Origin of the sequence: Bifidobacterium platyrrhinorum, assembly GCF_010667645.1 — a bacterium.
GTDB classification, from domain to species: domain Bacteria; phylum Actinomycetota; class Actinomycetes; order Actinomycetales; family Bifidobacteriaceae; genus Bifidobacterium; species Bifidobacterium platyrrhinorum.
The window spans coordinates 213,628-226,668 of sequence record NZ_WHZV01000001.1 but is presented as its reverse complement, the minus strand read 5'-3'; the positions used below and the strand labels follow the sequence as shown (position 1 = coordinate 226,668).

9 protein-coding genes and 1 pseudogene are annotated in these 13,041 nt (G+C 67.9%); 1 reads left to right on the top strand and 9 read right to left on the bottom strand.

Going from position 1 to position 13,041, the window contains the following annotated elements; all coding sequences use genetic code 11:
- Positions 1 to 5: 5 nt before the first annotated feature.
- Together GFD21_RS00890 and GFD21_RS00885 are read right to left on the bottom strand one after the other, a co-directional pair.
- The gene (locus GFD21_RS00890) at positions 6 to 1,535 is read right to left on the bottom strand and encodes a sugar ABC transporter ATP-binding protein (RefSeq protein WP_163196038.1); all 1,530 of its coding nucleotides are present in this window, start codon (positions 1,533 to 1,535) and stop codon (positions 6 to 8) included.
- A gap of 138 nt (positions 1,536 to 1,673) precedes the next feature.
- Complete coding sequence (locus GFD21_RS00885; RefSeq protein WP_163196037.1) at positions 1,674 to 2,654, bottom strand: substrate-binding domain-containing protein; 981 nt, start codon at positions 2,652 to 2,654, stop codon at positions 1,674 to 1,676.
- 294 nt (positions 2,655 to 2,948) lie between these two features.
- Between GFD21_RS00885 and GFD21_RS00880 the strand changes: the two genes are divergently transcribed.
- Positions 2,949 to 3,218 carry a hypothetical protein gene (locus tag GFD21_RS00880; RefSeq protein ID WP_163196036.1) on the top strand — a complete coding sequence of 90 codons (270 nt, stop codon included), beginning with the start codon at positions 2,949 to 2,951 and terminating at the stop codon, positions 3,216 to 3,218.
- Between the two features lie 96 nt (positions 3,219 to 3,314).
- Here the strand turns inward: GFD21_RS00880 and GFD21_RS00875 are convergent, their stop codons facing one another.
- The 7 genes and pseudogenes from GFD21_RS00875 to GFD21_RS11370 all read right to left on the bottom strand — a co-directional run.
- Positions 3,315 to 5,033 (bottom strand): LpqB family beta-propeller domain-containing protein, encoded by a 1,719-nt coding sequence (locus tag GFD21_RS00875; protein ID WP_163196035.1) that lies wholly within the window; start codon positions 5,031 to 5,033, stop codon positions 3,315 to 3,317.
- Positions 5,030 to 6,799, bottom strand: a complete 1,770-nt coding sequence (gene mtrB, locus GFD21_RS00870; protein ID WP_163196034.1) for an MtrAB system histidine kinase MtrB — start codon at positions 6,797 to 6,799, stop codon at positions 5,030 to 5,032. The genes GFD21_RS00875 and mtrB overlap by 4 nt, the downstream gene beginning before the upstream one ends.
- Complete coding sequence (gene mtrA, locus GFD21_RS00865; protein ID WP_191996803.1) at positions 6,796 to 7,560, bottom strand: MtrAB system response regulator MtrA; 765 nt, start codon at positions 7,558 to 7,560, stop codon at positions 6,796 to 6,798. Before mtrA ends, mtrB begins: the two co-directional genes overlap by 4 nt.
- 67 nt (positions 7,561 to 7,627) lie before the next feature.
- Positions 7,628 to 9,010, bottom strand: a complete 1,383-nt coding sequence (locus GFD21_RS00860) for a replication-associated recombination protein A (protein ID WP_163196033.1) — start codon at positions 9,008 to 9,010, stop codon at positions 7,628 to 7,630.
- Positions 9,007 to 11,613, bottom strand: a complete 2,607-nt coding sequence (locus GFD21_RS00855) for a DEAD/DEAH box helicase (protein ID WP_163196032.1) — start codon at positions 11,611 to 11,613, stop codon at positions 9,007 to 9,009. Before GFD21_RS00855 ends, GFD21_RS00860 begins: the two co-directional genes overlap by 4 nt.
- A 103-nt stretch (positions 11,614 to 11,716) precedes the next feature.
- The gene (locus GFD21_RS00850; protein WP_263862622.1) at positions 11,717 to 12,670 is read right to left on the bottom strand and encodes a PLD nuclease N-terminal domain-containing protein; all 954 of its coding nucleotides are present in this window, start codon (positions 12,668 to 12,670) and stop codon (positions 11,717 to 11,719) included.
- Positions 12,671 to 12,949: 279 nt separating this feature from the next.
- A pseudogene (locus tag GFD21_RS11370) lies at positions 12,950 to 13,006 on the bottom strand (zinc-ribbon domain-containing protein); the annotation flags it as partial.
- Positions 13,007 to 13,041: the final 35 nt, after the last annotated feature.

The window sequence follows — 13,041 nt, the reverse complement described above, 5'->3', positions numbered from 1 at the left end:
TCCTTTCAGTTCTTCACGTTCGTGTTGGCGATCGTCTCGACGATGGTCGACTGCGAGACGGTGTCGCCGTTCTCGATTTCGGCGATCTTATGGCGGTCCTTGAGGACCTCGATGTCGTCGGACAGGCGCACGACCTCCTCGAGCTCGGAGGAGATGAAGACGACGCCCATGCCCTTGGAGGCGAGGTCGAGGACGACCTGCTGGATCTCGGCCTTGGCGCCGATGTCGATGCCTCGGGTCGGCTCGTCGAGGATGAGGAGCTCCGGGTGGGTGGCCAGCCAGCGGCCGATGAGGACCTTCTGCTGGTTGCCGCCGGAGAGGTTCTTGATCGGGCGGTCCGGGTCGGCCGGGCGCACGTTCATCTCCTTCATGTACTTGTCGACGATCGCGTCCGCCTCCTTCTTCGGGATCGGCTTGAACATGCCGCGGGTCGCCTGCAGGGCGATGAGGATGTTCTGGCGCACGGTCAGGTCGCCGATGATGCCCTCGTCGCGGCGGTTCTCGGTGGAGTACGCGATCTTGTTCTTGAGCGCGGTGGCCGGGTCGTTGATGGAGACCTGCTTGCCGTTGAGCTCGTACTTGCCCGAATCCGGCTTGTCGGCGCCGTAGAGCAGACGGCCCAGCTCGGTGCGGCCGGAGCCCAGCAGGCCGGCGAAGCCGACGACCTCGCCCGCGTAGATGTCGAGGTCGACCGGGTTGATGGTGCCCTTCTTGCCCAGGCCCTTGACGTCGACGATCGGCTTCTCGCCGGGGTCGATGGCGCGGCGGGCCTTCTTGGCGCCGATCTGGGACAGCTCCTCGGCGGACTTGCCGATCATCATGCCGATGAGCTCGTCGCGCGGGGTGTCCTTGGTCATGACCTCCTTGATGAACTTGCCGTTGCGCAGGATGGTCAGGCGGTCGGTGATCTCGTAGATCTGGTCGAGGAAGTGGGAGACGAACAGGATGGCCACGCCGGAGTCGCGCACCTTGCGCATGATGGCGAACAGGTCCTGCACCTCGTTGGCGTCGAGGGAGGAGGTCGGCTCGTCGAGGATGAGCACCTTGGCGTTGATGACCATGGCGCGTGCGATGGCGACCAGCTGCTGCATGGCGATGGAGATCGAGCTCAGCGGGGTGTGCGGGTCGATGTGCTCCAGACCCATCTGCTTGAGGTACGTCTTCGCCGCCTCATGGGTCTTCTTCCAATCGATGCCGAAGGGGCCGCGCTTCTCGTGGCCGAGCATGACGTTCTCGCCGACGGAGAGGTTCGTGCACAGGTTGACCTCCTGGTACACGGTGGCGATGCCCGCGTTCTGCGCGTCGAGCGTGCCGTTGAACTGCTGCGGCTTGCCCTCGACGGTGATGGAGCCCGCGTCGATCTTGTACACGCCGGTGAGCGCCTTGATCATCGTGGACTTGCCGGCGCCGTTCTCACCCATGAGGGCGTGGACCTCGCCCGGGTACAGCGTCAGGTCGACGCCGTCCAGGGCCTTGACGCCCGGGAACTCGATCGTGATGCCCTTCATCACGACGATGGGGGTTTTGTCTGTCATTTCGTTGCCTTTGAACAGTGGGATTGTTACCGTTTTGTGATATTTCGGCCGAACATGAATGATGGTGCACGGGTTGAGCCGTGCACCATCATGTTCAGGTTCGTTTATCCTTCATCCACCGATGCGGTGGAACGTGGATCAGTAGGCGCGGGAGTTGGAATCCAGGGCTTCCTTGGCGGACGTGGCGTCGAAGGTCTTGGACTCGATCTGGATGTCGGACTTGACGTCCTTGCCGCCCAGGTAGTCCTTGACGGCCTGCGCGGTCTCCTTGCCGAAGATCGGGTTGTACTCGATCACGTAGGAGAGGTCGCCGTCGACGAGGGCCTGCAGGGCGTTCTTGGTGCCGTCGATGGTGATGATCTTGACCTTGCCCTTGAGGCCGGCGGCGTCAACGGCCTGCGCGGCGCCGAGGCCCATCTCGTCGTTCTGGGCGAAGATGAACTGCGGGTTCTGGGACTTGTACTTGTCCAGCAGGCCGGCGGTCACGGTCTTGGCCTCATCGGTGGACCAGTTGGCGGACTGGGACTCGAGGACCTTGACGTTCTTGGCGACCTTGGCGTCCCAGCCGGCGCCGCGGTCCTTGACCACGGACAGGCCGGCGGGGCCTTCGAGGATGAAGCCGTTGGCGCCGTCCGGGAAGTTCTTGTTCACGAACTCGGCGGCCTGCTCGCCGGCCCACTCGTTGGACGGTCCGATGTGGGAGACGATGGCCTTCTTGGCCTCGGAGTCCTTGACGTCCACGTTACGGTCGACGGTGAAGACCGGGATCTCGGCCTCGGCGGCCTTCTTCAGGGACTCGTCCCAGCCGGAATCCTCGGTGGAGGACAGGATGATGGCGTCGACCTCGTCGTTGACGAACTTGTTGAAGGCCTGGATCTGCTTCTGCTGGTCGTTGTTCTGGGTCGGCGAGTAGATCAGGTCGAAGCCGGCGGACTTGAAGGCGGACTTGATGTCGTTCTCGTTGGCGGTACGGAAGCCGCCCTCGGGGCCGACGGCGACGAAGCCGACGGTCTTCTTGCCGCTGTCCGAGCTGCTGGAGCTGCCCGAACCGCAGGCGGCGACGCTCACCAGCGCGGCGGCGGAAGCGACAAGGGCCACGGCCTTCTTCCAATTCTTCATGGTTTACTCCTCCTCGAGTTGTCAAACCCCCCGGGGCTCGTTCCCCGGCGGTCCGAACATCTGTCGTTGACGTGTTCAAGTATGAAGCAACAGCCATGCATGTTCAATCCATGGCGATAACATTTCGATAACGTCTTGATAACGGTTTGGTAACAACCTTTGCAAAGCCCTTGTTTTCGGCGCGGTTCCGCGGTTTTCGAGTAATAATGGGAGGGCCGTAACGAGGCGCCGCCGCCCCGCTTTGCAACGCATGGGCAGGTTGTGGCGCCGTACAACGCACACGAAAGGAGACCCATGGATACCGTGTTCCTCATCATCAAGCAGGTGGATGGCATCAAGCACCTCGCCGGTGTGGCCGCCACCATCGGCGACGCCGCCAACCTGCTCGCCAAGTGGGAGCCGGAATGCCCGGACAACTTCAACTTCCTGGGCACCGAGGAGGTGTACGGCGTCAAGCGTCACCTGTTCAACATCCCGTTCAACATGCAGTACCTCATCTACGAGGTCCCGCTGAACTCCGAGGTTCCGCAGGAGCTGTTCAAGAGCGAGTACGGCGGCATCTGACCGTCCCGGCCGTCCCCGACGCGGGGAACGGCCCGCATGCGCGGCGACGAAGGCCCTCCCCATGGGAGGGCCTTCGTCGTATCCGCGTCCGGCGGCTCACTGTTCGCCGAGCGCGGTGACCTGGGAGTCGGCGATCGACCACGAGCCGTCGAGCGAGCCGGACACGGACCGCACGGTGCCACCGCCGTCGAGCACGGCGAGCCTGCGGTACAGGGCCACCTGCCCGGAGGCGAGCGCGACCACCGTGGCGCCGCTCGGCAGGCGCTGGTCCTCGGGGGGGCCGGGGGCGATCTGGCGGAACGCCCGCTGCACCGTGCCGGATTCGTTTTCCTCGGGTTCGGTGACGTATACGAGGTTGAGGTCGTTGTAGAAGGTGAGCATCGTCACGCCGCGTTGGAGCGACACGGCCGTGGCCTTGTCGGACAGTCCGGCGGGCGTCAGGTCGCCGTCGCGCGCGACGCCGGTGAGCAGCACCCCATCGTCGACGGCGACGGCGAGGCGGGCGCCCTCCGGCGAGACGGTGACGGCGCGGATGGCCCGGTCGCCGAGCCAGGGGACGGACAGGTGGCGCTCCTCGCCGCCCCGCGAGACGTACAGGCTGTGGCCGGAGGCGTCCACGGCCCAGACCTCGCCGTCCGTGCCCGCGGCGATGAACGACATGCGCGTGCCGTCGAACATCACGCCGCATGGGGAGGCGTCGGCCTTGAGGCAGGCCACGACGCCGTCGTCGCGCAGCACCGCTCCCCCGCTCTTGGAGAACACGAATCCGTCGACGCTCTCGTAGCCGGTCTCGCCCACGCGCAGCGGACTGGACGATCCCAGCGAGACGACGCGCCCGTCGGTGAGCGTGTACAGGCCGACGCTCGGCTGCTGGTCGACGAGGTCGACCGAGCCGTCGATGTCCGAATAGTCGTTGCCCTCGCAGGTGACCTCGATCCGCGAGCTGGCCACGCCGTCGCCCAGGGTGAGGCGGATGAGGCGCACGAGCAGGGCGCGCTCGTCGGAACCGAGGCGGAGGAAGTCGGCACTCAGCTGGATGCGCGGGGTGCCGTTGTCCAACGGCACGCTGTCGACGGCGAGCGTGGCGTTCGCGTCGTTGACGTCGCGCACCGCGCCGGACAGCCAGGAGCTTCCGTTCTCGAGCGTCTCGCGCACCGCCAGCGTGCGCCAGTTGCGCCAGCTGAGCCACCGCACGTCGGGCACGAGGCGGCTGCCGGAGGCGTCGAGGCGGTAGACGGAGACCTGGCGGAACACCTGGTCGAAGTCGGCGGAGGAGACGGCCACGCCGTCGTCGAGGCGGGAGATGCGCCACTGCCCGTCGGATTTGGCCATGGTGAAGGTCATCACGGTGGATTGCGAGGCGTCGGAGGGCGTGTACAGGCCGTGGGAGTCGAGCGTGCCGATCACGGAGAGCTCCGCTTCGACGACGATGCCGCCGCCTTCGGGCGATCCGGTCTGGGCGCTGGCCTTGCGGGTGAACACCGGGGTGCCGTCGTAGACGACGGCCGAGGTGTCGCCCTTCCACCCGGAGGACGCGGCGGGGGTGAGGAACTCGCGGGCCACGCGGTAGCCGTCGGACTGCACCCCCGCGGGCATGGCGTTGAAGAAGCCTTCGACGATGCCTTCCGGCTGGTCGTCGGCGACGGGCCCTTCCGGATTGGTGTACACGCGCTTCGTCTGTTGGGAGACCGGCGCGTATTCCTGCACGCCGCCGGCGGACGGCAGCCCGATGGGGCTGGAGCAGGCGGCGGGGGCGACCAGCGCGACGAGGCAGGCACAGGCCGCGAGCGCGCGGGGGATGCGGGGCGTCCTCATGGCCGTTCCTCCCTGTGGTCGATGATGTGCGTGCCGGGCCCGTCGGATCCTTCCGCCGTGTCCGCGGCGGACGGATCCGCATCGTCCGATGCGCGTCTGACGTAGTCGGCGCTGCGGTTGTCGGCGACGCCGAAGCCGCCGACGATGAGCGGGCGGTCGGTGCCGTGGCGGAAGTCGACGGGCAGGTCCGTGTCCGCGACGGCCCCACGGGCCGGGTCGCGCGGCAGCATGACGAGGAACCAGGTGCCTTCGCCGAGTTCGGAGCGCACGCGGATCGTGCCCTGATGCAGTCTCGCGTCGGTCATGGCGATGGACAGGCCCAGTCCGGTGCCGCCGGTGGTGCGGGCGCGCGAGGGGTCGCCGCGCCAGAACCGGTCGAAGACGTGGGGCACCTGGTCGGGCCCCATGCCCGCGCCCCGGTCGCGCACGGAGATGACGACCGCCTTGCGGTTGGCGGCCAGACGCACCTCGATGGGGTTGTCCTCGGCGAAGTCGACGGCGTTGGCGAGCAGGTTGCGCACGATGCGGATGATGCGTCTGGCGTCGATGAAGGCGAGCACCTCGACGTTCGGCAGGTAGACGTGGATGGGCACGCGTTTGGCCTCGGCGATGCCCTTCACCTGGTCCACGGCGTCCCGGATGGGTTCGCGCACGTCGGTCTCGACCAGGTCGAGCGCCGCGTAGCCGGCGTCGTAGCGGGAGATCTCCAGCAGGTCGGCGAGCATGTCCTGGAACCGGTTGATCTGGCCGCCGAGCAGCTCCACCGTGCGTTTCGTGGACGGGTCGAACTCGTCCTTGCGGCTGTCGAGCAGGTCGGAGGCCATGCGCATCGTGGTGACGGGCGTGCGCAGCTCGTGGCTCACGTCGGACACGAAGCGCCGTTGCATGGCGCCGGCCTCCTCGAGTTCGTCGATCTTCTGGTTGAGCGCGTCGGCCATCGTGTTGAACGAGTCCTGCAGCGATCCGATCTCGTCGTTGCGGGTCACGGGCACGCGCGCCTCGAGGTCGCCGGCGGCGAAGGTCTCTGCGGCGACGGCCACCTCGCTGACCGGGCGCACGATGCCGTGCAGCGTGAACCACACCACCAGGCCGACGAGCACGCTGAGCGCCAGGCACACGGCGATGAGGTTGATCTGGATCTGGGTGAGCGAGCTCTCCTGCGATTCGTAGGAGAACAGGGCGAAGAACTCGATGCCGCCGGCCGCGCCGAAGTCGAGCGTGGTGCCGAGCACGGCGCCGGGCACGTCGGGGCCGTGATCGGCGTCGAGGGCGACGGCCTGATAGAACACCTTGTTGTGCGTGTCGGAGCCGACCGAGGAGCGCATGTCGTCGGAGACGATGGACTCGTAGGTGGGGTCCGTGGAGACGGGCACGATGAGGCGGCTTTCGCTGTCCTTGCCCCACAGGTACACGCTGGTGAGGTTCGACGGGCCCTCGTTCTGCAGGGACGAGGCGATGTCGTTGACGAGCTGCTGGTACTGCACCGAATCGGACACGTCGGCCGAATCGAGTCCGGACTGCGCCTGCACGACCATGTTGGAGAAGTCGTTGCGCGCCTGCGTGGAGACCTGGTTGAGCAGCGTGGAGCGCACCGAGACCATCGACACGACGGAGAACACGACGGCCACGGCGAGCGTGACGATCACGACCATGGCCACCGTGCGCGCCTGCAGGGAGCGACGTACCTCGGCGCGGCCGGATTTGAGGAGCCTGCGCCAGCTGAACCGCCTGCCGATGCGCGCGCGGGGCGCGGTGGCGCGGCTCATGGACGGGCCGCGGGTTCGGGGGGGGGGGGCACGAACTTGTACCCGATGCCGCGCACGGTGACGATGATCCGCGGGCGCTCGGGATCGTCCTCGACCTTGGCGCGCAGACGCTGGATGTGCACGTTCACCAGGCGGGTGTCGCCGTTGCCCTCGTATCCCCACACCTTCCTCAGCAGGGTGGAGCGGCTGATCGCCTCGCCGCTGCCGGCGGCGAGCACGGCGAGCAGCTCGAACTCCATGGGCGTGAGGTTGAGCTCCACGCCGTCCTTGGTGGCGGTGTGGCCGGGACGGTCGATGACCACGGAGCCGCGTTCGATGCGCTGCGGGTCGGCCTCGCCGGCGCCGCCCGCACCCTCGGAGGCCGCCTCGGCGAGCTTGGCGCGGATGCGGAACCGGGCGCGGATGCGCGCGAGCAGCTCGGCGACCTTGAACGGCTTGGGCACGTAGTCGTCCGCTCCGGCCTCGAGCCCGGCCACCACATCGACGGTGTCGGACTTGGCGGTGAGCATGATGATCGGCACGTTCGAGGAGGATTCGCGGATGCGCCGCGCCACCTCGGTGCCGTCGATGCCGGGGAGCATCACGTCGAGCAGCACCAGATCGGGGGCGACCGTGGGGAACACCTCGACGGCACGCAGGCCGTCCGTGCACGTGGTGGTGCGGAACCCCTCGTTCTCGAGCACGATGGAGAGCATCTCGCCGAGCGCCTGGTCGTCGTCGACGATGAGGATCATCTTCCCCGCGCCTTCGTCCTGCGTCATCGCCCCTTCCTTTCCCGCCACACACCGCCGGCGTCGTCCCGGTCCCCCATGGACCGCTGATTGGTCGTCAACATTGTACCCCGTCATCGCCGCCGTGCAGGATGGGTTCGATGCGTTCCAGCCTGGCGGCGACCTCGCGCTCGTAGCCGCGGTCGTTCGGCCGGTAGTAGCGCCGGCCGCGCAGGTCCTCGGGCAGGTACTCCTGCGGGGCGACCGCGCCCGGCCAGTCGTGCGCGTATTTGTAGCCCTCGTGGTTGCCCCACTCCTTCATGAGCCTGGTGGGGGCGTTCCGCAGGTACAGCGGCACGGCGCCGATGTGCCCGGCGTCCACGTCCGCCAGCGCCTCGTTGATGGCCGTGTAGCTGGCGTTCGACTTCGGCGCGGTGGCGACGGCGATGGCCGCCTCGGCGAGGATGATGCGCGCCTCGGGCATGCCGACGAGCGCGACCGCCTGCGCGGCGGCGACCGTCACCTGCAGGATCTGCGGGGCGGCCATGCCGACCTCCTCGGCGGCGGCGATCATGATGCGCCTAGCGATGAACCGCGGGTCCTCGCCGGCGCGGATCATGCGCGCGAGGTAGTGCACGGCCGCGTCCGGGTCGCTTCCGCGCATCGATTTGATGAACGCGGAGATCACGTCGTAATGGTCGTCGCCGTCCTTGTCGTAGCGCACGGTGGCCACGTCCATCACGGTGGAGACGACGTCGGGCGTGATGACCGGTCGGCGCCTGCCCTTCTCGCGCGCCTTGTCGCCGGTGACGGCGCCGGCGGCCGCCTCGAGGATGGTCAGGGACTTGCGCGCGTCGCCGCCCGCCATGCGCACGATCTCCCCGATCGCCTCGTCGGTGGCCCTCACCTCGCCTTTGAGCCCGTGTTCGGAGGCGAGGGCGCGCCGGACGAGGTCGTCGAGCTGCTCCGGTTCCAACGATTCGAGCTTGACGACGACGGAACGGGAGAGCAGCGGTTTGATGACGGAGAAGCTCGGGTTCTCGGTGGTCGCGCCGATGAACGTGACGTCGCGGTTCTCGACGGCCGGCAGGAGCGCGTCCTGCTGGGATTTGGAGAAGCGGTGCACCTCGTCGATGAACAGGACGGTCTCCTGGCCGCGCGCGACGAGCCGTTCGTGCGCGCGGTCGAGCACGGCGCGCACGTCCTTGACGCCGCTGGTCACGGCGGACAGCTCCTCGAACACGCGGCCGGACTGGCGGGCGACGATCGTGGCGAGCGTGGTCTTGCCGACGCCGGGAGGCCCGAACAGGATGATCGAGCTGGGCGCGGTGAGCGAGCCCTTCGACGCCGGGTTGGCGAGACGGCGCAGGGGCGAGCCCTCCCCCAGCACGTGGGACTGCCCGATGACCTCGTCGAGCGTGCGCGGGCGCATGCGCACGGCGAGCGGACGCGTCACCCCGTCCGGCGCGTCCGACGCCGCGAACAGGTCGTTGTCGGTCATTCGTCGCCGACCTTGTAGTCGAAGAAGACGACCTCGCCGCCCTCCTGGGTGGCGTCGAGGTCGACGACGCCTTCGATGGCCCAGTCGTGGTCGCCGTCGGAGTCGTCGATGATCTGGCGCACCCTCCACGAATGCTCGTCCTTCTCGTGCTTCGTGTCGAGCATGAAGAGCTCCGCGGATCGGGCCTTCGCGTCGGTGTTCACGTACTCGTGCTCGTCGTAGTAGTCGTCGAGCGTGTCCTCCCATTCGTGCACGCCGTAGCCCCAGTCCTTGTCGAGCGCGCCGAGCGTGTCCGGGTCGTCGAGGTCCATGAGCTGCACGCGGCGGAACAGGGCGTTGCGCACAAGCACCGTGAGGCCGCGGCGGTCCTCGACGACGGCGTCGCGCGCGCCGGGGGCGGCGAGCGAGGCGGCCGCCTCGGAGGCGTCCGTGGAGCCGTCCGCGCCCGCGTTCTCCCATTCGTCGACCAGCGAGGAGTCGATGGAGCGCACGAGCACGCGCAGCCAGGCGATGATGTCGTCGAGCTGCTCGTCGCGCTTCTCCGGCGGCACGGTGCGGGCGAGCGCGCGGTACGCGTCGGACAGATAGCGCAGCAGCGTGCCTTCGGAGCGGGCGATGTTGTAGCGGGCGATGTAGCCGGTGAAGTCGGAGGCGGTCTCGACCATGTCGCGCACGACCGACTTGGGGCTCAGCCAGTAGTCGTTGGCCCACGGCACGTCGTGGCGGTACTGGTCGAACGCCGCGTCGAGCATGTCCTCCAGGGGCTTGGGGTAGGTGATCTCCTGGAGGCGGTCCATGCGCTCGTCGTAGTCGAGGCCGTCGGCCTTCATGTCGGCCATGGCCTTGTCGCGGGCGGCGCGCTCCTGGGCGCGCAGCACCTGCTTGGGGTCGTCGAGCGTGGCCTCGACCATGGAGATCACGTCGAGCGCGTACGTGTCCGACTCGGGGTCGAGCAGTTCCAGAGCGGCGAGCAGGAACGGGCTGAGCGGCTGGTCGAGCGCGAAGTCGTCGGGCACGTCGAGCGTCATCACGTAGTCCCTGCCGCCGTCGCGGCCCTCGAGCACCTCGATCACGTCGGTGTCGAACAGGGTCTGGAAGATCTCGTCGGCGCGCTGGTGGAGCTTCTCCTTCTGGTCGGGGGTCTGCGCGGAATCGTCGATGAGGTCGTCGATGCGCGCGCGGGCGTCGCCTCCCTGCTCGACCTCGTTGAGCACCATCGAGTGCGTGATCTTGAGGTGCGGGACGAGCGTTTCGGGGGCGGCGTCGATGAGCTTGTCGAACGTGCCCTGGTTCCACGTGACGAAGCCTTCGGGCGCCTTCTTGCGCTTGACCTTCTTGAGCTTCTTCGGGTCGCCGCCCGCCTTGGCGATGGCCTTCTGGTTCTCGATCTCGTATTCGGGCGCCTCGGCGACGACGAGGCCTTCGGTGTCGAAGCCCATGCGGCCGGCGCGGCCGGCGATCTGGTGGAACTCGCGGGCCCTAAGCCGGCGCATCTTCGTGCCGTCGAACTTGGTCAGGGCGGTGAGCACGACCGAGTGGATGGGCACGTTGATGCCGACGCCGAGCGTGTCGGTGCCGCAGATGACGGGCAGCAGGCCCTGCTGGGCGAGCTGTTCGACGAGGCGCCGATAGCGCGGCAGCATGCCGGCGTGGTGGATGCCGACGCCGGTGCGAAGGAGCCGCTGCAGGATCTTGCCGAACGCGGTGGTGAACTTCACGCCCTTGATGGCCTCGGCGATGGCGGCGCGCTGCTCCTTGCTGGAGACGCCGGTGGAGGCGAGCGCCTGGGCGGTCTCCAAGGCGGCGTCCTGCGAGAAGTGGACGACGTAGATGGGGGTCTCGCCGTTCCTGAACGCGAGTTCGACGGTCTTCTCCAGCGGGTCGAGCGTGTATTCGTAGCTCAGGGGCACGGGTCGCGGCGCGTCGGCGATCACGTCCACGTCGGGCACGTCGTTGAGGTCGGAGAGCTTGTCGGCGATCGCGTCGACGTTGCCGAGCGTGGCGCTCATGAGGAGGAACCGGGTCTGCGGCAGGGTGAGCAGCGGCACCTGCCACGCCCATCCGCGCTCGGGGTCGCCGTAATAGTGGAACTCGTCCATGGCGACCATGCCGATGTCGGCGTGCTCGCCCTCGCGCAACGCCTGGTTGGCGAGGATCTCGGCGGTGCAGCAGATGATCGGCGCGTCCGCGTTGATGTGGCTGTCGCCGGTGATCATGCCCACGTTGTCGCGGCCGAACACGTCGACCAGGTCGAAGAACTTCTCGGAGACGAGCGCCTTGATGGGCGCCGTGTAGTAGGAGCGGCGGCCGGTGCACAGGGCGGCGAAGTGCATGCCGAGCGCGACCAGCGACTTGCCGGAGCCGGTGGGCGTGTTGAGGATCACGTGGTCGCCGGCGAGCAGGTCCATGATGGCCTCCTCCTGGTGAGGCCACGGCTCGATGCCCTTGACGTCCTCCACCCAGCCGAAGAACCGCTCGTAGATGTCGTCGTCGGTGAGGTTGCATTCCCGTTCGTGTCCGTCCCATGCGGGGGCGAGCCGCCCCAGCGACCCGTAGCGGGTCGCGGTGTCCGCGTCGTCGCGCGTCGCGTCGTCGCGATCCATGTCGTCGTATTCCTTCTCGTCAATCATGCTTCACGAGTGTAGCCGCAGGAGCGCACCGGCCATGGCCGTCCCTTTCCGCTCCCGCTTGCGCGACCCGATCGAGTCAGTCGCGGTAGGCGGTCTTGCAGCTGAACGCGTTGGGGACGGTGTCGGCCGTGACGTTGCCCTCGATGAGTTGGGCTATATGGTTCGGATGGCCCACCGTTCCGGTGTCGTCGTTGATGGTGAACAGCAGATACGACCCGGAACCGTTCACCACATAGGTGTCGTGGTCCGGCCTGCTGTCCTTGATGAGCCGGCTCCCGTATATCGACTTCAGGTCGGACAACGTGGTGGACGAGGTGACACCGTCCGCCGTGGACGTGCCATCGGTGCTGATGCTCCACACGTACCCCTGCTCGTTGAGCCATGCCACGACATTGAGGTCATCCGCCTTGCCGCCGTCTCCCGTCCAGTAGAGCGCGCCCACGTCGCAGGCGTCCATGTACTTGAATCCTCCGGTCGCCTCCGCCTCGGCGGCGGTCATGCCGAGTCTGACCGGGCCGAACCCGTCGAGGGACAGACGCCAGTCGTCGGGGTCGCCGTACGACCCGTCGTCCGAGGCCGTGGAGCCGGAAGCCGACGACCCGCCGGATGCGGACGTGTCGTTCCCGGTCGTGCCGCCGGACGATCCGGATGACGCCGACTGCGACGACGTGATCTGGTCGTTGAGGCTCTGCACGGCGGCGTAGGTCACGGCGCGGATGACGAGCCCGAAGATGATGTTGGCCGCGATGCCGGCGATGGCGCCGTTGCGGCATCGCCGTGCGTTGGAGGGACGTTCCGTCTTCCACACGAAGTACAGGATGATCCCGGCCAGGGGCACGAAGAAGCCGAGCACCGCCCAGCCGAAGCTTCCGCTGTCCGCGGCGTTCGTGTTCGTGTCGATGGACGCGCCGCGACGGTATGATTCGTCGCCCCGCGCGCCCCGTCCGCCGGCGGCCGGCGCCTGTTCCCGGGCCTTCGCGTCCTCGTCCCGTTCCCGATGCTCATGCGCCAGCTCGCCGAACGTCGTCACGCCGCGGCGCGGATTAGCCGTCGATTCCCGCGGCGTCGGGACCGTCCGCCCGCGCTCCGGCATCGAATCCTCCGCCGTGACCGCCTCACCCGCCGACACGGAAGGCGTGGCCGTCACGGCATCCCCGACGGACGACGCAGGCTGTTGCTCCCGGGGCGGCAACGGGACCTGCGGGGGCCGGCCAGCCCCGGACGAGACTACCGTGGCGTCATCGATCGACGCGGCCGCACCCCCGGTCCCGGGTTCCGCCGGACGCGAAGCCGACTCGTACACCAGCGAGGCGCCGCATCCCGCGCAGAATTTCGCCCCGTCCCTGTTCCTCCGACCGCATTGCATACAGAACCGCATGATGTCCCCTCCCGTGGCTTCAC

Excerpts from the sequence above, each read along its gene's own strand:
- GFD21_RS00890 (WP_163196038.1), bottom strand. The coding sequence starts at position 1,535 with ATGACAGACAAAACCCCCATCGTCGTGATGAAGGGCATCACGATCGAG.
- mtrB (WP_163196034.1), bottom strand. The coding sequence starts at position 6,799 with ATGAGCCGCGCCACCGCGCCCCGCGCGCGCATCGGCAGGCGGTTCAGC.
- GFD21_RS00885 (WP_163196037.1), bottom strand. The coding sequence starts at position 2,654 with ATGAAGAATTGGAAGAAGGCCGTGGCCCTTGTCGCTTCCGCCGCCGCG.
- GFD21_RS00855 (WP_163196032.1), bottom strand. The coding sequence starts at position 11,613 with ATGGATCGCGACGACGCGACGCGCGACGACGCGGACACCGCGACCCGC.
- GFD21_RS00880 (WP_163196036.1), top strand. The coding sequence starts at position 2,949 with ATGGATACCGTGTTCCTCATCATCAAGCAGGTGGATGGCATCAAGCAC.
- GFD21_RS00860 (WP_163196033.1), bottom strand. The coding sequence starts at position 9,010 with ATGACCGACAACGACCTGTTCGCGGCGTCGGACGCGCCGGACGGGGTG.
- mtrA (WP_191996803.1), bottom strand. The coding sequence starts at position 7,560 with ATGACGCAGGACGAAGGCGCGGGGAAGATGATCCTCATCGTCGACGAC.
- GFD21_RS00875 (WP_163196035.1), bottom strand. The coding sequence starts at position 5,033 with ATGAGGACGCCCCGCATCCCCCGCGCGCTCGCGGCCTGTGCCTGCCTC.